19 protein-coding genes are annotated in these 18,980 nt (G+C 73.4%); 15 read left to right on the top strand and 4 right to left on the bottom strand.

The features are described 5' to 3' along the window. Positions 1-264: 264 nt before the first annotated feature. From purU to ACVGV0_RS12810, 3 genes are all read left to right on the top strand, one after another. Entirely contained in the window at positions 265-1,176 is a 912-nt protein-coding gene (gene purU / locus ACVGV0_RS12820; RefSeq protein WP_459155901.1) for a formyltetrahydrofolate deformylase, read from the top strand. Positions 1,177-1,377: 201 nt separating this feature from the next. Further along, positions 1,378-2,154: an N-acyl homoserine lactonase family protein gene (locus ACVGV0_RS12815; protein ID WP_459155900.1), complete on the top strand. Its 777-nt coding sequence runs from the start codon at positions 1,378-1,380 to the stop codon at positions 2,152-2,154. Positions 2,155-2,191: 37 nt separating this feature from the next. Further along, positions 2,192-3,469, top strand: a complete 1,278-nt coding sequence (locus ACVGV0_RS12810) for a hydroxyacid-oxoacid transhydrogenase (RefSeq protein ID WP_459155899.1) — start codon at positions 2,192-2,194, stop codon at positions 3,467-3,469. Between the two features lie 8 nt (positions 3,470-3,477). Here ACVGV0_RS12810 and ACVGV0_RS12805 read toward each other — a convergent pair whose 3' ends face one another. Together ACVGV0_RS12805 and ACVGV0_RS12800 are read right to left on the bottom strand one after the other, a co-directional pair. Beyond that, the gene (locus tag ACVGV0_RS12805; RefSeq protein WP_459155898.1) at positions 3,478-4,353 is read right to left on the bottom strand and encodes a polysaccharide deacetylase family protein; all 876 of its coding nucleotides are present in this window, start codon (positions 4,351-4,353) and stop codon (positions 3,478-3,480) included. Positions 4,354-4,382: 29 nt separating this feature from the next. Then, a complete protein-coding gene (locus ACVGV0_RS12800; protein ID WP_459155897.1) occupies positions 4,383-5,381 on the bottom strand; it encodes an asparaginase in 999 nt (332 codons plus the stop codon). Positions 5,382-6,003: 622 nt separating this feature from the next. Between ACVGV0_RS12800 and ACVGV0_RS12795 the strand changes: the two genes are divergently transcribed. The 6 genes from ACVGV0_RS12795 to ACVGV0_RS12770 all read left to right on the top strand — a co-directional run bounded on the left by ACVGV0_RS12795 (position 6,004) and on the right by ACVGV0_RS12770 (position 11,611). Continuing rightward, positions 6,004-7,005 carry a thiopeptide-type bacteriocin biosynthesis protein gene (locus ACVGV0_RS12795; protein ID WP_459155896.1) on the top strand — a complete coding sequence of 334 codons (1,002 nt, stop codon included), beginning with the start codon at positions 6,004-6,006 and terminating at the stop codon, positions 7,003-7,005. 2 nt (positions 7,006-7,007) lie between these two features. Then, entirely contained in the window at positions 7,008-9,653 is a 2,646-nt protein-coding gene (locus tag ACVGV0_RS12790; protein WP_459155895.1) for a hypothetical protein, read from the top strand. A gap of 122 nt (positions 9,654-9,775) precedes the next feature. Next, positions 9,776-9,922 carry a hypothetical protein gene (locus tag ACVGV0_RS12785; protein ID WP_459155894.1) on the top strand — a complete coding sequence of 49 codons (147 nt, stop codon included), beginning with the start codon at positions 9,776-9,778 and terminating at the stop codon, positions 9,920-9,922. A 27-nt stretch (positions 9,923-9,949) separates the two neighbouring features. After that, positions 9,950-10,096, top strand: a complete 147-nt coding sequence (locus ACVGV0_RS12780; protein WP_459155893.1) for a hypothetical protein — start codon at positions 9,950-9,952, stop codon at positions 10,094-10,096. 41 nt (positions 10,097-10,137) lie between these two features. Further along, positions 10,138-10,284 carry a hypothetical protein gene (locus tag ACVGV0_RS12775; protein WP_459155892.1) on the top strand — a complete coding sequence of 49 codons (147 nt, stop codon included), beginning with the start codon at positions 10,138-10,140 and terminating at the stop codon, positions 10,282-10,284. 106 nt (positions 10,285-10,390) lie between these two features. Further along, the gene (locus ACVGV0_RS12770) at positions 10,391-11,611 is read left to right on the top strand and encodes a lanthionine synthetase LanC family protein (RefSeq protein ID WP_459155891.1); all 1,221 of its coding nucleotides are present in this window, start codon (positions 10,391-10,393) and stop codon (positions 11,609-11,611) included. Positions 11,612-11,672: 61 nt separating this feature from the next. Here the strand turns inward: ACVGV0_RS12770 and ACVGV0_RS12765 are convergent, their stop codons facing one another. Further along, positions 11,673-12,725 carry an Lrp/AsnC family transcriptional regulator gene (locus ACVGV0_RS12765; protein WP_459155890.1) on the bottom strand — a complete coding sequence of 351 codons (1,053 nt, stop codon included), beginning with the start codon at positions 12,723-12,725 and terminating at the stop codon, positions 11,673-11,675. 128 nt (positions 12,726-12,853) lie between these two features. Here ACVGV0_RS12765 and ACVGV0_RS12760 point away from each other — a divergent pair, with 128 nt between their 5' ends. From ACVGV0_RS12760 to ACVGV0_RS12750, 3 genes are read left to right on the top strand one after another with little or no spacing between them, the layout of a single operon-like run. After that, a complete protein-coding gene (locus ACVGV0_RS12760; RefSeq protein WP_459155889.1) occupies positions 12,854-13,552 on the top strand; it encodes a DUF5058 family protein in 699 nt (232 codons plus the stop codon). Positions 13,553-13,572: 20 nt separating this feature from the next. After that, positions 13,573-14,283: a hypothetical protein gene (locus tag ACVGV0_RS12755; protein WP_459155888.1), complete on the top strand. Its 711-nt coding sequence runs from the start codon at positions 13,573-13,575 to the stop codon at positions 14,281-14,283. Next, entirely contained in the window at positions 14,280-15,551 is a 1,272-nt protein-coding gene (locus ACVGV0_RS12750; RefSeq protein WP_459155887.1) for an amidohydrolase, read from the top strand. The genes ACVGV0_RS12755 and ACVGV0_RS12750 overlap by 4 nt, the downstream gene beginning before the upstream one ends. Before the next feature lie 186 nt (positions 15,552-15,737). Here the strand turns inward: ACVGV0_RS12750 and ACVGV0_RS12745 are convergent, their stop codons facing one another. Continuing rightward, on the bottom strand, positions 15,738-17,438 hold the full coding sequence (locus ACVGV0_RS12745) for an AMP-binding protein (protein WP_459155886.1): 1,701 nt from the start codon (positions 17,436-17,438) through the stop codon (positions 15,738-15,740). 299 nt (positions 17,439-17,737) lie between these two features. Here ACVGV0_RS12745 and crcB point away from each other — a divergent pair, with 299 nt between their 5' ends. The 3 genes from crcB to ACVGV0_RS12730 are packed head-to-tail and all read left to right on the top strand — an operon-like array spanning position 17,738 to position 18,938. Then, positions 17,738-18,235 carry a fluoride efflux transporter CrcB gene (crcB, locus tag ACVGV0_RS12740; protein WP_459155885.1) on the top strand — a complete coding sequence of 166 codons (498 nt, stop codon included), beginning with the start codon at positions 17,738-17,740 and terminating at the stop codon, positions 18,233-18,235. After that, entirely contained in the window at positions 18,232-18,573 is a 342-nt protein-coding gene (locus ACVGV0_RS12735; protein ID WP_459155884.1) for a DUF190 domain-containing protein, read from the top strand. Before crcB ends, ACVGV0_RS12735 begins: the two co-directional genes overlap by 4 nt. Next, entirely contained in the window at positions 18,570-18,938 is a 369-nt protein-coding gene (locus ACVGV0_RS12730) for a fluoride efflux transporter FluC (RefSeq protein WP_459155883.1), read from the top strand. Before ACVGV0_RS12735 ends, ACVGV0_RS12730 begins: the two co-directional genes overlap by 4 nt. Positions 18,939-18,980 lie beyond the last annotated feature (42 nt).

Genomic DNA, 18,980 nt, shown 5'->3' with positions numbered 1-18,980 from the left:
CCTGCGCGGCACACGAGGCCACTCGGCTGACTACCCGGCTGTGCAGCGTGCTAATCCCCGGCTGCGCAGGCGGCCCGCCGGCCGCGCGCGGTGTGCGGCGAACGGGCGTGTGCGTTGCGCCGCACCGCCGCGCCCGCGGAGTCCGCGCTGGCGGCGGTGCTACTAGGCTGTGCACCGCCCTCCCGGGGCACCGCAGGCGGAGCGCTCTGCGCGGAGCGAGCCTGCCGTGCCGTCCCCGCCGTGTGAAGCGCAGGAGCCGAACCCATGAGCGACAGCCCGACCCCGCCCGCCGTCCACCGCTCCGGGGACGGCACGGCGCCCTCGGAGGACGTGGCGCGGCTGCTCGTGCGCTGTCCCGACCGCCCCGGCATCGTCTCGGCGGTGAGCTCGTTCCTGACCGCAGCGGGGGCGAACATCGTCTCGCTCGGGCAGCACTCCTCGGAACCGCAGAACGGCATGTTCTTCCAGCGCACCGTGTTTCACCTGCCCGGGCTGGTGGCGCGGCGCGCCGAGCTCGAACGGGCCTTCGCCGAGGAGGTCGCCGGGCCGATGGACATGGAGTTCGCGTTCTCCGAGGCGGCCAAGCCCAAGCGGGTCGCGATCATGGTGTCCAAACTCGACCACTGCCTGCTCGACCTGCTGTGGCGCAACCGGCGCGGGGAACTGGACATGACCGTGGCCATGGTGCTGTCCAACCACCCGGACCTCGCCGAGGACGTGCGGTCGTTCGGCGTGCCGTTCGTGCACATCCCGGTCAGCCGGGACGCGAAGCCGCAGGCCGAGCAGCAGCAGCTGGACGTGCTCCGCGGCAACGTGGACCTCGTCGTCCTCGCCCGCTACATGCAGATCATCTCCGGTGATTTCCTCTCGCGGATCGGCTGCCCGCTGATCAACATCCACCACTCGTTCCTGCCGGCGTTCATCGGCGCCGGCCCGTACCGCAAGGCCAAGGAGCGCGGGGTCAAGCTCATCGGTGCCACCGCGCACTACGTCACCGAGGACCTCGACGAGGGGCCGATCATCGAGCAGGACGTCGTGCGCGTCGGGCACCAGCACGGCACGGCCGACCTCGTCCGGCTCGGCGCCGACGTCGAGCGCACCGTGCTGTCGCGGGCGGTGCGGTGGCACTGCGAGGACCGGGTGATGCGCCACGGCAACACCACCGTGGTGTTCTGACCGCCCCGCGGCCGCTCCCGGAGCTGCCCGCTGCGCGTGCACCGTTCGTGCGCCCCTCGGACGCGGGCATTTACAGCTCGTGCGCCCGCGCCCCACGATGGGTGGCGTTCGCTCGGGCCGTGATCGGCACCGCTCGCGGCGGCACCGCGCCGCGGTCGCCGAGGACGCGGCGGAGGACGGTGCGCGAGGGGCGGGTACGCCATGGGCAGGGCACGACGACTGTGGGCGCTCGACGGGGCGCGGCTGACGATGCCGCGCGGCGACCTCGTGCTCGGTGACAGCGGCACGGTCACGCTGCCGGTGCCGTCCTTCCTCGTCGAGCACGACCGGGGGCTGGTGCTCGTGGACACCGGCTTGGCCCCGGAAGCCGCCGACGACCCCTACGAGGTGTACGGCTCGCTGGTCGACGCGGTGAACATCGAGTTCGGCCCGGAGCAGCGCGTCGACCGGCAGATCGAGTCCCTCGGTTACCGGTTGACCGACGTGCGCCACGTGGTCTGCTCGCACACCCACTTCGACCACACCGGCGGGCTGCGGCTGTTCCCGCACGCCGAGCTCTACGCCGGCGCCGACGACCTGCCGTACGCGTTCTGGCCCAACCCGGGTGCGGCGCCGTTCTTCCACACCGCCGACCTGGACGCCACGCGGCAGTTCCACTGGAACCCGCTCACCGGTGATCACGACGTGTTCGGCGACGGCAGCGTCGTCGTCCTGCTGCTACCGGGCCACACGCCCGGCAACTGCAGCGTGCTGGTGCAGCTCGAGCACAGCGCGTTCCTGCTCTCGGCGGACACGGTGCACCTGCGCAGCGCCCTGGACGGGGATCTGCCGATGCCGTCGGACTTCAACACGCAGCAGGCCGTGGAGTCGATCCGCAGGCTGCGGAGGCTGTCCACGGCCCACGACGCGCCCGTGTGGATCGCGCACGACCCGCAGGACTGGGCCGCGCACCAGCACGCACCGCACGCCTACGAGTGAGCTGCCGGAACGAGAACCGACCGCCGAGGGGTGATCCATGTCCGAGCGCACCAGCGAAACCGTGTTCACCTGGGCGGCACCGCCGCTGAAGTTCGGTGCCGGCGCGGTCGGGGAACTCGGTTTCGAGTGCGAGCAGCTCGGCCTCGGCAGCGTGCTGATCGTCACCGACCGGGCGGTGGCCGCCACCGGCGCCGCCGACCGCGCCCGCGACGCGGTGCGGGCCGCGGGTATCCGCGCGGAGGTCTACGAAGGGGCCCGCAGCGAACCCACCGACGCGAGCATCCGCCGGACCGTCGACGACGTCCGCGGCGGTGACTGGGACGGCGTCGTGGCCGTCGGCGGCGGATCGGTCATCGACACCGCGAAGGCGGTCGCTCTGCTGACCACGCACCCGGGCGATCCGCTCGAGTACGTCAACCAGCCGATCGGGGAGGGCAAAGCCCCGCCGGGGCCGGTCAAACCCGTGGTCGCCGTGCCGACCACGGCCGGCACCGGCGCCGAGAGCACCGCGGTGTGCATCCTGGACCTGCTGGACCTGCAGGTGAAGTCGGGCATCAGCCACGCGCGCCTGCGCCCGGTCAAAGCGGTCGTCGACCCCGAGCTGTCGTTGCCGCTGCCGCCGCACGTGACCGCGTGCGCGGGCATGGACGTGCTCTGCCACGCGCTCGAGTCGTACACCGCGCGCCCGCACCACGCGTACCCGCGGCGCAGCGCGGCGGAACGGCCCACCTACGTCGGGGCCAACCCGGTCTCGGACGCGTTCGTCGAGAAGGCGCTCCCGCTGGTGGCCCGCAGCCTGCGCCCCGCGGTGATGCGCGGGCACGACGAGCAGGCCCGCACGGACATGATGCTCGCGGCCTCGTTCGCGGGCATGGGGTTCGGCAACGCCGGGGTGCACGTCCCGCACGCGTGCGCCTACCCGATCGCCGGGCGCGTCACCGACTTCCACCCGCCGGACTACTCCGCCGAGGAGCCGATGGTGCCGCACGGCGAGTCGGTGGCGCTGACCGCACCGGCGGCGTTCCGCCTCACCTTCCCGGCCGCGCCGGAGCGGCACGTGCACGCCGCCGAGCTGCTCGACCCGGCGGTGGCGGACATCGCCGACCGGGCCGAGCGGTTGCCCGCGGCGCTCGTGTCGCTCATGCGCGACATCGGCATCGCCAACGGCGTCTCCGCGGTCGGTTACGGGCGCGAGGACGTGCCCGCGCTGGTCGACGGCGCGCTGAAGCAGCAGCGGCTGCTGACGATGTGCCCGCGCGACGTCGGCGCGGCCGACCTGCGCACCGTCGTGGAGAACTCGCTGGTGAACTGGTGACCGGTGGGTCACGCCGGTGCGCGGGTCAGGTAGTCCTCGGCGATGGCGTCGAAGGTCATCCACCGCACGCCCTCGTGCGCGTTGAAGTGCTGGATCAGGCGCTCGTGCATGAGCAGCGCCTGCGGCCGACCGGACACGTCCGGGTGGATGGTCATGGTGAACACGGCGTAGTCGTACTCGCGGTGGATCCAGTCGAACTGGTCGCGCCACAGCTGTTCGATGTCGCGCGGGTTGACGAAACCGTGGCTGTTCGGGTTGGCCTTGACGAACAGCATCGGGGGCAGGTCGTCCAGGTACCACGAGGCCGGGATCTCGACCAGCTTGGTCTCCGCGCCCCGCTGCAGCGGCCGCATCCACTCCGAGGCGGGCCGGGAGTAGTCGATCGGGGTCCACGAGTCGCCGACGCGCACCCGGTACGGCACGCAGTCGTGGTGCATCAGCGAGTGGTCGTACTTGATGCCGCGCTCGAGCAGCAGTTCGTTGGTGGCCGGGGAGAACTCCCACCAGGGGGCGACGTAGCCGGTGGGCCGCGCGCCCGCGCGCCGCTCGATCAACCCGATGCAGTGGTCCAGCACGTCGCGCTCCTGCTCGCGGGACATCGCGATCGGGTTCTCGTGGCTGTAGCCGTGCACCCCGATCTCGTGCCCCGCGTCCACGCACGCCTGGAACTCGTCCGGGAACGTCTCGATGGAGTGGCCCGGCCAGAACCACGTGGACGGGATCCCGCAGCGCTCGAACAGCTGCAGCAGGCGGGGAACACCGACTTCGCCCGCGAACATGCCGCGGGAGATGTCGCACGGGGAGTCCTCCCCTCCGTAGGAGCCCAGCCAGCCGCCGACCGCGTCCACGTCCACGCCGTAGGCGACGAGGATCTCCTTGGCCATGCCAGACACATCCCTTCCGGTTCGCCGGGTCACGTGCTCGGCAGCGCACCGACCGCGCGCAGCCACCGCTCGCATCGCACCACGGCTCGCCGCGGTTCGCCTTCGCAGGCCAGCGCAGCGGCCAGCAGCAACCGGGCCTGCCACGGCGGCAGGTCCCCGGCGAGCAGCGCACCCGCCTCCGCGAGGGCGACGCCGCCCCCGCTGTACAGCGGGGCGACCGGTCCGGCCCCGGTGCGCGTGGTGACCAGCACCGGCAGCCCCGCGGTGAGGTGCCGGCGGCAGGCGTCGACCGTCGCGGGGGTGGCGTTGCCGGCACCGAAACCGGCGAGCACGAGCCCCTGCGCGCCGGAGGCCACCGCGTGGTCGACGGCACCGCCGTCCGCGCCCAGGTACTGCCCGATCACGTCGACGCGCGGCAGGTCGGCGACGTCCGGCCCGAGCAGCGGTTCCCACTGCGGGTGCGCGTGCTTGCGGACCCCGGTCTCGTCGACGCGCCCCACCGGACCGCGGCCGGGCGCGTCGAACGCGGCCAGGTCCAGGCTGTGCACCTTCCGCGCACCGACGGCGGGCAGGATGCGGTCGGCGAAGGCCACGCTGACCCCGGTGTCGGCGGCTTCCTCCGCAGCGGCCCAGCGCAGGGCTGCGGACAGGTTGCGCGGGCCGTCCGCCGCCGCGTCGTCGAAGGGGCGCTGCGCGCCGGTGAACACCACCGGCGCGGAACCCGCGTGCGTCAGCGACAGCAGGAACGCGGATTCCTCCATCGTGTCCGTGCCGTGGGTGATCACCACACCGTCGGCCTCCGCGCACGCGCGGCGCGCTTCGCCGGCCAGCGACAACACGTCGGGCACGGTCGCGGCGGAGCTGAGGATCGCCGCGGTGTCGTGCACGTGCACGTGCACGTGGTCGAGCGGGTGCACCCCGCGCGCCGCTGAGAGCAGGTCGGCAGCACCGACCGCGACCTGGCGTCCCTGCGCACCGGCGCGCGTGGCGATGGTGCCGCCGGTGGCGAGTAGGGCGAGCTGACGCACGTGACCTCCGGGAGAGCGGGGGATCGGGCACTGTTGATCGTGCGGCCGCCCACGACCCGCGTCAACCGCACCCCCGGTGGCGGTCGGCACAGTGAGCACCGGCACATCCGCCACCGGGAGGCGGTCGCGCGCGGACGGGGGCAAGCGGAAGGGGCTCCGCGCGCCCCTTTTCGAACGCGTCCTGTGTGCACGGTCGCCGGAGAGCTGGTCGACGGCACGCGGGGTGTCGGCGCCTCCCGCGGCGTGGCGGGGTGGTCGCCGTCCCGTGGCCGAAACGCGCGGCCGCGACCGATCGTCTGCACGCAGCGGAGCGGGTGCTCACTCGTGGTGACGAAAGTGGTGCGTTGACGTTGTTCCGCCCCCCGCGGTGGCCTACTGTCGCGGAAGTGGAGCGAAACCGAGGCGAGCGCTGAGAACTCGGTCGCGCCCAGAACCCACGGGAGGCCCCCGGAATCGCCTCGCCGCTGCGCTGCGGTCGCACCACCGGGACCGCAGAACGGGCCTCCGAGCGACCTGCGGTGCCCCCGCGGTCGAGGGCGACGACTCACCGGTCCTGATCGGACGAACCTGCGGACCCCACAGCGGCGAACTCCGCGATGATCGTGCTGCGAAAGGGAATTCGATGGTTGTTGAGGCGGATCCGCCCACCGGCGAATCGACGTCGCAGATCGATCTGGCCACATTACTGGCCGACTGCCTGCACGAACTGCCCGCGCACGCGGCGCAGCGCACCATCCCCCTCGGCAGCCCCGAGCAGGGCGGCACCGGCTACGCCGCCGCTCGCGAAGCCTTCCTCGCCGCCGGAATCTCCGCGCTCCAGGGGCTTTCCGGATCCGGCCGGTGGATCCAGCTCAACCTCGGAGTCCGCGCGGACACGTGGCCACAGGCCTATTCCTTCCTCGCGGAGACGGCGCGCACCGCGCTCGAGCGATCCGAAGCGCGCAACTTCTTCTTCATGCACAAACCCCCCGGGCTGCGGGTGCGCTTCCAGCTGCCGGAGGGCGCGCGACGAGCACCGCGCGCGTTGACCGAACCGTTCCGGCAGCGCACCGACGTGTTCACCGACGTCCGCCGGGGCGTCTACGAACCGGAGTCCTACCTCTTCGGCGGTCCGTGGTCGATGCCCCTGGTGCACGATTCGTTCACGGTGGACTCGCTCGCCTGGCTCGACCAGCACGTCCGCAGCGCCCGTTCCGCGGACGCCGCGCCCAACTGGGCCGTGTCGCTGGCACTCGTGCGGTCCCTCGTCGACGGTCTCGGCATCGCGGGTTGGGAGCACCGCGGGGTGTGGGACGCCGTCCGCCGCGACGGCGGGCGGTGGCTGACCGCGGGACTGCCCGAGGAGCGGCGCGCACGTCTCGGGGAGGGCATCCGCGCGCAGTGGGACCTCGGCGAACGCGCGCTGGAGAGCCTGCCCGGCGGGGAGGACCTCGCGCAGCACTGCGCGGCCCTGGCCGGGACCGCGCAGCGGTGGCGCCGCGAGTACTTCGAGCGCGACCACGCTGAAACGGGCCCGCGCCGCGCCGCCGCCTTCTGGACGATCTTCCACTGGAACCGCGCCCGGATCCCGATGAGCCGGCAGTGCCTGCTGACCGATGCGCTGGTCCGGGACGGAGGGATGTGAGCATGCAACCACGTGCCCGCCAGGTCCTCGACGAGCCCCGCCGTACCGCCGAGCCGACCTCGGAAGAGCGCGCCGGTCCCGCGACTTCCCCCTCCGCGCACGTCCCGGAGGGGCGCGCGCCCGAACGGGAGGCCGAGGACGCCGATGTCCCGATCGGGGCGGAAATCGTCGTCCGCGCGGCCGGTTTCCCCGCGCATCTGTGGACCCGCGGCGGCAACCCCGACCTGTTCCACACCGTCGACGTGCACCAGCGGCAGCACGCCGAACTGCACGAGCGGGCGCACGAGCTCGCCGAGCGGATCAGTGACGAGGTCATCCCCGAACCGGAGCTGGACAAGCCCCACCGGCGTGCCGCGCTCGTGGTCCGGCGCCGCCTGCACCGCGGTGACGTCCCCGAGCCGGACGAGCTCACCGATCTGCTCGGGGCCCCGGCCGTGCCCGCGCGGATCGCGGCCGACCTGCTCGCGCTCGCCTCCCGCGCGGTGGACCACCGCGCGGCCGGTGCCCGCGCCCAGCGGGCCGTGGCGCACGAGCGCGCGAGAACCGGGCCACTGGCCTGGGAATCCGTGCGGAACACGCCGACCGCGGCCGCGTTCCTCGATGCCGACGCGGCCGACCTCGTCGCCGAGATCGAGCACCGACTGGCCACGGGGGAGGCGTGGACCAGCAAGCGCCTGCGGCACCGCGTGGACTACCTGTGGCGCATCATCGCCCGCGGAGCGGCCAAGACCACGCCGCGCAGCTGGCTCGGCCACGTCGGGACCCTGCCGGTGCCGAGGGCGCGGCGGGGGCACCCGGCGGGGGACTGGTGGGCCGCGCCGCTGGTCCTCGGCGAGCTCACCACCGAAACAGCGGAGAACCTGCACGCGCTGCGCACGCGTCTCGACGCGACCGAGCTGCGCCGGGCCGGGGAGGGGACACCGCTGGCGCTGGCGAACCTGTACGCGGAGAGCGGGGCTGAATTCCGGTGTTTCGCGCTCGACCAGCAGGACGCCACGCGGATGCGCGAGGTCCGGATGCGGCGCACCGCCGCGCTCGCCGCCCTGTGCCGCATCCTGCGCGACGGCGTCCGCCCGCTCGGAGACGTGCAGCGCGCGCTCGTCGGCACGAACGCCACGGCGGAGCAGATCGGCAAGGTCCGGGAGTTCCTGGCCTACGTGCAGGACCTGGGCGTGGTGCGGGTGTGCGGCGCACCGAGGCGCAGCTGGGGCGGTTGGACCCCGCCCGCCGAAGCGGCGCCGGCCGAGCACGCCGCGCACCGCGGCGGGACTGCGGACGCGTTCGTCGACGTCCACCGGCGCATCAGCACGTCCGAAGGGACGACCGCGCCGAGCACCGCCCGCGGCCCCTCCGGAGTGGACGCAGCGCTGCGCGCGGCCCGCCGGTTGGCGCGGTTGCGCGAGGAGGACGGCGCGACCGGACGCGTCGACCTCAGCGGGTACCTCACCGAACAGCCGCGACCGGCCACCGAGGTCCTCACCGACCTGCTCGCCGCGGACGTGGACCTGTCGGCGCTGCGGCAGCGCGCCTACACCGGGTGGCACGAACCCACCGGCACCAGCGAGGCGTACCGGCGGGTGGTCGAGCACGTGCGCGAACGACTGTCCGATGAGGAGTGCGACGTCCCCGAGGCGGTGCTGGACGCCCTCGGCGTTCCCGGCGGGGAGGACCCGGTGTGGCCCACCGACTGCCTCGTGCGGCCCGCGCGGGGAGCGCGGTACGCCGGGGTGCTCGTCGTCGAGTCCCCGGCCGGCAACCTGGATGCCCGGTTCGGCGACGCGTTCGCACAGGCGCACGGCGAGTACCGCAACGCCGCGCGGTACCGCCGGTTCCTGCAGGAGGTGGAGCGCGACAGCGGAGCGCGGTTCGTGGAACTGCTGCTCCCCCCGTCGCACGAACGCGCGGCCAACGCCGTGTGCCGCCCCGCGTACACCGGCCTGTGGGCCGGCGATGCCGACCGGAACCCCTACCACCGCGCGGAAGAGCCCGGCAGCGCCTACCTCCCGCTGGAACGGGTGCGGGTGTTCCGGTCCGGCGGTGGAGTACGCGCGGAATCGGCGGGTACTCCGCTGCTGCCCGTCTACCACGCGACGCGTCCGCCGCTGCCGCCGTACGACCTGCTGCTGCACCTGCTGCTGGCCGCCGGACCCGGGAGGGCGCTGCACCAGACCCGCCTCGACCGGCTCATCACGGCCTTCCCGGACGCGCCGTCGGTCCCGAGGCTGACCGCGGGACCGGTGGTGCTGGCCCCCGCGGCTTGGCGGATCCCCCCGGAGCGGCTGTGGGACACCGCCGCGTCCGATTGGGTCAAGATCCGCGACGCCGCGGGGCTGTGGCGCGGTCGCGGCCTGCCGCGGTGGGCGTTCGTCTCCACCGAGTCCGAGGGCAAGGCCGTCCCCGCGGATCTCGCCTCGCTGCCGGGGCTGCGCACCGTGGAACGCGTGGCCGCACGCGCCCGCGGGGAGGCGCTCCTGTTCGAGGAGATGATCCCGGACCCGCGGCACCTGCTCGCCCACGACGGCACGGATGCCGAGCACGCAGACCACGCGGTCGAGGTGGCGCTGCGCCTGCCCCGCGAGGAGAGCATCGGCGCGCTCGCGGGACGTGCCGGTGCACACCTGCGCACCGAGGTGCTGGCCCCGCGCTGATCGGCGCGGACGCCCCGACCGCGACCACCGGGTGCGAACCGACGAGAAAGGAGGTGTGCCGCGGAAGCGCACCGCGCGAACGCGCCGGTGCGAGAAGGCCCTCCGTCCGGAAGGGAATTGCCATGGAATCGACGTTGCCGATCGAAGAACTGGACACGCTCATCGATGACCTGGATGCCCAGGTGACCGAGGAGCAGGTGCCGGAGGCCGGTGGTGGGACCGCGCTGTGCCACACCGGGGCCCTGTGCACGATCCTCGTCTGCGCGTGAACGTCCTCCGTCCGGAAGGGAATTGCCATGGAATCGACGTTGCCGATCGAAGAACTGGACACGCTCATCGATGACCTGGATGCCCAGGTGACCGAGGAGCAGGTGCCGGAGGCCGGTGGTGGCAGCGCGCTGTGCCACACCGGGGCCCTGTGCACGATCCTCATCTGCGCATGACTCCCGCGCCAACCGTGCACGTCGGACGGAAAGGAACCGCCATGGAATCGACGTTGCCGATCGAAGAACTGGACACGCTCATCGATGACCTGGACGCCCAGGTGACCGAGGAGCAGGTGCCGGAGGCCGCCGGTGGCAGCGCGCTGTGCCACACCGGTCTCGCGTGCACGCTCGTCATCTGCGCCTGAGCCCGGAGGTCATCCCGGGAACCACGGTTCGGCGGGCGGCACCGGTGCCGCCCGCCGAACCACCCGCAGCGCAGCGACCCCTTCCGACCCGGCCAGGAGGCGGAGGATGACCGCACCGGAACGCCCGTCCGCGGACGAGGAGCACATCCGCGCGACCGCCGGTGCCGTGCTGCGCGCCCATCTCGCCGGCGACGGCGCTGATCCCTTCGACCCCGCCCCGGCCGCGCTCGCCCGCCTGCTGGCCGACGGGGGCGGCGATGACGAACACCGCCTGGCGCTCTCCGCCCTGCGGGCGTGGTCGACGGCGCCGCGCCGCGCGCAACCGCACCTCGGCCTGTCCGGGGGAGCGGCCGGGCTGCTCGTCGGCGTGCGCACGGGCAGGCACCTCGACGAGCGGTTGGGCGCGCTGGAAGCGAAACTGCTGGCCGCGATCCACCGCTCGATGCCCGCACAGCTGGCACGAGCGCGCAGGGGCGAGCGCGGGTTCGGCGACTACGACCTCATCATCGGTCCGGCGGGGACTCTGCTCGCCGCCCTCGTCGACCGGTCGGGCGCGGAGCCGCACGCCGACGCGGCCGTCGACGACCTCGTCGCGCTGCTCGCGGCGCACCTGGCCGAGCTGTGCGACACCGCGGACCTCGACGGATTGCGCGTGTCCGCCTACGCGGGGCACGAACTCCTCGACTGGATGCAGGGACGCGTGAACACCGGGGTCGGGCACGGCGTCCCCGGCGTGCTGCTGGCCCTCGCCGCCGCGGTGCGCCACCTCGGCGACGCGGAGCTGCACCCCCCTCTCCGGCGAGCCGCGCAGTGGTTGATGGCGCGGGCGTTCACCGACGAGCACGGCAGCACCTGCTGGTACGGCGGGCAGCTGTTCGACGGGGAGGAGCCTCCGCCGGGGCCGATGCGGCGGCAGGCCTGGTGCTACGGCACCCCCGGCGTCGCCTGGGCGCTGTGGGAAGCCGGTGCGGCGCTCGGGGACGGGCGGATCCAGCGGTTCGCCGCGGACGCCTTCGACTCGGTCGCGCGGCGTTACGACCCCGACTGGCACCTGTTCGGTGGGGGAGCCGAGGAGACCCTGACCCTGTGCCACGGCGCGGCCGGGGTGCTCGGCCTCGCCGACTGCTTCCACCGCCACGCCGGGTCCACCTCCGCGGGGGTGCTGCGGGAGGGCCTGCGGCGGTACATCACCGATCGGGCGGATCAGCTCGCCGCGCTGGCCGGCACCGACCGCGCGCTGCTGAACGGGGCGTGCGGGGCCGCTGCGGCGCTGCTCAGCTGCAGCGGTGCGGACCGCTCGTGGATGCTGTGCCTCGGCCTGCGGTGAACCGGGGCCACCGCGCCCCGGCTGCGCCGTCTCCTGCGGTGGGCGCCGCACGGCAGCGCCGTCACTGCTGGGAACGCCGGGGGTCGAGATCGCCGTCGTGGTCGCCCAGGGGGGAGACGAACCCCCTCCGCCGGCCGTCCTCGCCGATGAGGTGCCCCAGCCGCTTGACGAACCGCGGCGTGATCCACCGGTCCAGCACGCGCGTCCCGGGAAACCGGGTGCACAGCAGGGTCTCGAACCGGTCCAGGTCCGCCATGTGGTGCAACCAGATCTGCACCGCCAGGTTGGCCTCGCTGCCGACGGTGGCGCACAACCGGATCTCGGGAAGCCGCGCGATCGCCTCGGCGGTGGAGATCAGCTCCGTTTGCGGAGCGTCGAGCCACAGCGTGGCCGCGACACCCCAACCGGCCACGTTGTGGGCCACCTCGCAGCGCACCGCGGTGAAATCAGCACCGAGCACCCGCCTGATCCAGCGCCCGGCGGTGTTGTGCGCGCACCCCAGCGCGCGGGCGACCGACGCGGCCGGCAGCCGCGCATCCGCACCCAGCAGCCGCAGCACCGCCAAGTCCTGCGCCTCGGGACGCGTGCTCGGCTCCCGCCGCTCCGCGGTGCGCAGCGTCCGCTGCTGCTCGTCGGACAGCGCGTCGAGCCGCCACCACGACCCGTCCCGCACGAGCGAGCGGAAGAAGTGCGTGCGCGTGGCCCGCACGCCGGAGATCCTCGCGATCACCTCGCCGACCTCGCGGTCCAGGTCGACGAGGCTCGGCGCGCGCATCGTCAGCATCAGGTCGCGCGGGCCGGAGGTGGCGTCGATGTTCCACACCGCGGGCAGCTGCGCGATGCGTTCGCCGACCTGTCCGCGCAGACCGGGCGCGCACTCCACCTCGACGAAGGCGCCCGCGGACCACGCGTGGTCCGTCCAGTTCCGCGTCGGCTGCGGATAGCAGGAGAACCAGGCCAGCCCCTCGCGGCTGAGCCGCTCCCAGCGGCGCGTCAGCGTTGCCGGGTGCACGTCGAGCACCTCGGCCAGCTGGGCCCAGGAAATGCGCGGCTGCAACTGCAGCCCGTGCACCAAAGCCAGGTCCGTCTCGTCCAGGTTCGCGGAATCGTGCATGGAAATGCATCAGAACTGACGATTCGTGCGATCGCAAGGACCACCTGCCACCTCTGGCCATACTCGCCGCACCCCGCGGGAGGACCGGCCCGCTGCCTGACGTGGTCCCCGGAAGGAAGGAGGTGGAGGTGCGCACTCCGGCACTCGCCGACGCGCCGCTGCTGTGGATCGCCGCAGTCGGCGTGTTCTGCGTGATCATCGTGCAGTCGGCCGTGTACCTGCGCGCGGCGCGCCGCGCCGCCGACGCGGCCGGGATGACCCGTTCCGAGCGCACCACGGCGCTGCGCACCGGCGCGGTCTCCGCGCTCGGACCGTCGCTGGCCGTGGTGTTCATCGCGATCAGCCTGCTGTCCGCGTTCGGCACACCCGCCGTGTTCACGCGCATCGGCCTCATCGGATCCGCCAGTTTCGAAACGCTCTCGGCCCGCACGGCCGCCGACACGCTCGGCGTCGAGCTCGGCGGTGCGGGCTACGACGACCAGGCGTTCGCCCTCGTGCTGTTCACGATGACCGCGGGCGGTGCGGCGTGGATGGTGAGCACGCTGGTGCTGACACCGCTGCTGCGGCGCGCCGACCACCGCGTCCGCCGCTTCGACCCCGCCGTCATGGCGATCGTGCCGAGCGCGGGCATGATCGCCGGGTTCACCTACCTGGGGCTGGACGAGGTGGGCAAGTCGAGCGCGCACCTGGTGGCCTTCGTCGCGGGCGGGCTGGCCATGCTCGCCGCGCACGGGCTCGCCCGGGTGCTGCGCGCGCAGTGGCTCAAGGAGTGGTCGCTGGGGCTGTCCATGGCCGTGGCCCTGCTCGCCGCCGGCGCGGCGATGTGATCGTCCGGGAAGGAGACCGCATGTCCGCACCCGCCCTCGCCGACTTCAACCGCACCACCGCCCGCTGGGGCAGCGCGACGATGACCGTGGCGCTGGCGCTGACCCTCGCCGGCCCGCTGTGGTTCATGTTCGGCACCGGGCACTGGCCGGGTTTCGGCCCGGTGTCGCAGGCCTGGCTCTCGGTCGCCGCCGTGTTCGGGGTGCTGTGGATCGCCGAACCGGTCACCTACTACCCGATGCTCGGACCGGCGGCGATGTACCAGGCGTTCATGATCGGCAACATCGCCAACAAGATCCTGCCGTCCGCCGTGGCCGCGCAGAACGCGGTCGGCGCCCGGCAGGGCACGGCGAAGGCCGAGCTCGCCGCCGTCACGGCCATCGTCGGCGCCGCCGTGGTGCACCTGCTGTCGCTGCTGGTGTTCGTCGGCCTGCTCGGTTCGTGGATCGTGGCGGTGCTGCCGGCTTCGGTGCAGGCCGTGTTCGACTACGTGGTGCCCGCGATCTTCGGTCCGGTGCTGGTCCAGGCGATCCTCACCGCGAAGCGGTTCCGGGTCGTGGCGATCGCGCTGGGCTGCGGCATCGCGGGGGTGTTCGTGATCGTGCCGCTCCTGCCGGGAGCGGAGACCTACGCGATGGCGCTGTGCGTGCTCGCCGCCATCGGGTTGTCCGTGCTCACCCGCGAGCGCGGTCGCAGCAGCGTGGACGAGGAGAAACAGGAGGTTTCGGTATGACCGCGGGGAACATCGCAACGAGCGCGGGGCAGCGGGTGCTGGCCGGTTACGGCGAGCTCGAGGGGGACCTGCACGCGCTGTACCGCCACCTGCACGCCAACCCCGAGCTGTCGATGCACGAGCACGCCACCGCCGCGCTCGTCGAGCAGCGGCTCACCGCTCTCGGTGCGGAGACGTTCCGCTGCGGCGGTACCGGCGTGGTCGGCGTGCTGCGCAACGGCACCGGTCCGACGGTCGCCTTCCGCGCCGACACCGACGCGCTGCCCGTGGCCGAGCGGACGGGCCTGGACTACGCGTCCGCGGCCACGGCAACGCGCGACGACGGGACGAGCACCCCGGTGATGCACGCCTGCGGGCACGACACGCACACCGCCACCGCCCTCGCCGCGGCCGCGCTGCTCAGCGGGGCGCGGGACAGCTGGGCCGGCACGGTCGTGTTCGTCTTCCAACCCGGTGAGGAGGTGGGCGCCGGGGCGCAGGCGATGGTCGACGACGGCCTGTGGGACCGGGCACCGCGCCCCGAGGTGGTCCTCGGCCAGCACGTCAGCCCGGAACCGGCCGGCCGCATCAGCTACCGCGCGGGCGTGGCCGCGTCCATGGCCGACTCGTGGAAGGTCACCATGTACGGCCGCGGTGCGCACGGTTCCCAGCCGCACCGGGGGATCGACCCGATCGTGCAGGTGGCGCACGCGATCACCCGGATCCAGACCGTCACCTCCCGCGAGGTCGACCCGGTGGAGTCGGCCGTGGTGACCGTCGGCCAGGTCGCCGGCGGGCTCAAGGAGAACATCATCCCGGACTCGGCGATGTTCACGCTCAACGTGCGCACCTTCGACGACCAGGTGCGGCAGCGCGCGCTCGGGGCGCTGCGGCGGATCGTCAGCGCGGAGGCGGCGGCCTCCGGCGCGCCCGAGCCGGAGATCACCGAACTGAGCCGGTTCCCGAAGCTCGTCAACGACGCCGGGGTCACCGAGCGCGCCGCGGAGGCGCTCGCCGGGCACTTCGCCGACGGTCAGGTGCGCGAGGGCGGTCGGCTCATGGGCAGCGAGGACTTCGGCGTGCTCGGTGGGGCGATCGGCGTGCCGTCCTGCTTCTGGTTCATCGGTGGCACCGCTCCGGACGCCTACCACGCCGCGGAGGAGCGCGGTTCGCTCGAGGAGGACGTCCCGAGCAACCACTCACCGTTCTTCGCGCCCGCCCCCGAGCCGACGCTGCCGAGCATGGTGCAGGCCGCAGTGCTGAGCACGCTGGCCTTCCTGCGCACGTGAACCGGCGCGACACCGCTGCCCGATCCCGCCCGGGCCGCCCACCCGCGCCGGTCCGGGCCGCCGCGCTGCCCGCCCGGCCGGGGAGGTGCTGCCGGGAGGCGTCCGCAGCGGCCGGGCTCCGGTGCCGGGGCGGGGTTCCGAAGTCGGGAGTGCCGTGGCCGGACCCCCGGCTCCGGCACCCGTTCGCTACTGCGCCGACTCGTCGAGCCGGTGCTCGGTACCGGGCCGGCTGTCGGCGTCGAACTCCTCGTGCTCGCGGGAGCGCAGCTCCACGCGGCGGATCTTGCCGGAGATCGTCTTGGGCAGCTCGGCGAACTCGAGGCGCCGGACGCGCTTGTACGGGGCGAGGTTCTCCCGCGCGTAGCGGAGGACCTGCCGGGCCGTGCCCGCGGTGGCCGGCCAACCCGCGGCGAGGACCACGTACGCCTTCGGCACCGACAGGCGGATGTCGTCCGGTGAGGGGACGACGGCGGCCTCGGCCACCGCCTCGTGCTCCAGCAGCACGCTCTCCAGCTCGAACGGCGAGATGCGGTAGTCCGAGGACTTGAACACGTCGTCGGTGCGCCCCACGTAGCGGATGTAGCCGTCCGCGTCGCGCGAGCCCACGTCGCCGGTGTGGTAGTAGCCGTCGCGCATCACGTCGGCGGTGCGCTCCTCGTCGCCGTGGTAGCCGACCATGAGCCCGAGCGGGCGGTGGGCGAGGTCGAGGCAGATCTCGCCCTCGTCGGCCGGCTCACCGGTGGCGGGGTCGACGAGATCGACGGTGTAGCCGGGCGCGGGGCGCCCCATCGACCCGGGTTTCAGCGGCAGCCCCGGCGTGTTGGCCACCTGCACCGTGGTCTCCGTCTGCCCGTAGCCGTCGCGCAGCCTCGTGCCCCACGCGCGCCGCACCTGCTCGATGATCTCCGGGTTGAGCGGTTCGCCGGCGCCGAGCACGTTGCGCGGGGGAGTGGTGACCTGCGCCAGGTCGGCCTGCACGAGCATCCGCCACACGGTCGGCGGGGCGCAGAAGCTCGTGACCCCCTGCTGCTGGAGCTGCTCGAGCAGCCTGGAGGCGTCGAAGCGGGAGTAGTTGTGGATGAACACGGTCGCCTCGGCGTTCCACGGTGCGAAGACGTTGCTCCACGAGTGCTTCGCCCAGCCCGGTGAGGAGATGTTCAGGTGCACGTCGCCCGGCACCAGACCGATCCAGTACATCGTGGACAGGTGCCCGACCGGGTAGGACACGTGGGTGTGCTCCACGAGCTTGGGCTGCGCGGTCGTCCCGGAGGTGAAGTACAGCAGCAGCGGATCGTCCGCCCGGGTGGTGCCGTCCGCCCGGAACCGCTCCGGGCTCGTGCCGGCCCCGGCGAACGAGTGCCAGCCGGGTGCGTCCCCGCCGACGGCGATGCGGGTGTACCTCCCGGGGACCTCGGTGAACCGGTCGGTCACGCCCGCGTCGGCGATGACGTGGCGCGCCTCGCCCCGGTCGACGCGGTCCCGCAGGTCCGCGGCCGTGAGCAGCGTCGTCGCCGGGATGATGACCGCGCCCAGCTTCATCGCCGCGAGCATCGACTCCCACAGCTCGCCCCGGTTGCCGAGCATGACGATGATGCGGTCGCCGCGGCGCACACCCAGGTCGCGCAGCCAGTTGGCGACCCGGTTGGAACGGGCGGACATCTCCGCGAACGTCCAGGACCGCTCGGACCCGTCCTCCTCGACGATCCGCAGCGCCGTCCGCTCGGCGGTTCCCTCCCGGCGCGCGAGCCGGTCGAACCAGTCCAGCGCCCAGTTGAACTCCTCGAGCTCCGGCCAGCTGAACCCGGCGCACGCGGCGTCGTGGTCGTGCGCGTGGTGCAGCAGGAAGTCTCGTGCCTGCTCGAAACGCGTGGCATCGGTCGTCGCCATCGGCTGCGCCTCCCAGAGAACCGGTGGTCACCGTCCCGGCGTGGCTGCCGGCGGCGGAGACCGCGCGAACGTGTCGCGTGTCACTGCTGTGATCGTGGGATTCTCCAGCGTGCCCGCCCGCGCGTCCACACCGCCCGGGGCGCGTGTCCGGTGGCGGCCGCAGCGCCGTCCGGGCGCAGGGGCGTGCCGGGCCGGGCGCGCTACCCTGTTGCCCGGTGGTGGGGCCCACCGATCCGCCGGGAGAACCGCGACTCCGTCGTCGCCGACGGTCCCTGTGGCACGGAGCGAGGAGTGTCTGCGTGGAGGCGGATGTGTCGACGACCGGAACGTCCGGGCCGGTGGGGGCGCGCGCTCTGCTGGGCAGGCGGGGGAAGGGCCTGCCGGCCGCGGTGTTCGTCTCGCTCGGCGGCGGGCTCGGCGCGCTCGCTCGCTACGCGCTCGGCGAGTGGATCCCCGCTGGCGGCGCGTTCCCGTGGGCGACGTTCGCGGTGAACGCCTCCGGCTGCCTGTGCATGGGAGTCCTGATGGTGCTGCTCACCCGGCTGTGGCCGACCAACCGGGTGCTCCGCCCGTTCTGGGGGATCGGCTTCCTCGGTGGCTTCACCACGTTCTCCGCCTACGTGGTGGAGTTCGACGGGCTGCTCCGGGAAGGCGCGGTGGGCACCGCCTTCGGGTACCTGCTCGGCACCGCGCTGAGCGCGCTGCTCGCGGTCACCGCGGGAATATGGCTGGGGCGGACGGTGCTCGCGGTGCGGCGCGGGTACGCCCGCCGCGCCGGGAGGGGTGAGCCGCGATGAAGCGAACGATGCGGGCGCTCCGCATGCAGGTGTTCGTCGGTGCGGACGACATGTGGCACCACCGGCCCGTGTACCACGAGATCATCACCCGCGCGCGTCGAGCCGGCCTCGCGGGCGCCACCGCGCTGCAGGGCTGCGAGGGTTACGGCGCTTCCGCGCGCGTGCACACCTCGCGGTTGCTGGACCTGGCGGAGGACCTCCCCGTGTCGGTGGTGATCGTCGATCGCGCCGAGCGGATCCGCGCGTTCCTGCCCGAACTGGACGACCTGGTGGAGGAAGGCGCGGTGCTGCTCGACGAGGTCGAGGTCATCCGGTACACGCGGGAGGGCGGGCGATGACGGCGCTGTGGGTCGTCCTCGGCGGCATGCTGGGCGCGCCGGCGCGGTACGCGCTCGACCGCGCGGTCCAGCAGCGGCACGACGGCGTCTTCCCGTGGGGGACGCTGGCGGTGAACGTGCTCGGCTCCGTGCTCCTCGGCGGGATCGCCGCGGCCGCGTCCGTCGTTCCCCCGGCAGTGGGCCCGCTGCTGGGGGTGGGCGCAGCCGGCGCGCTGACCACCTACAGCACCTTCGCGTACGAGGCGGTGCGGCTCGTCGAGGACCACGCCTACCTCTACGCGGGGCTGTACGTGGTGATGAGCGTGCTCACCACCGCCGGTGCGGCGATGGTGAGCATCCTGGCGGTGCTCGCGCTGGTGGGGTGAGCACCGCGTCCGCAGCGGAGGACCCGGGAACGCCGGCCGCGT

Source organism: Salinifilum ghardaiensis (assembly GCF_054491345.1).
This window is presented reverse-complemented; position numbering and strand designations above follow the sequence as displayed.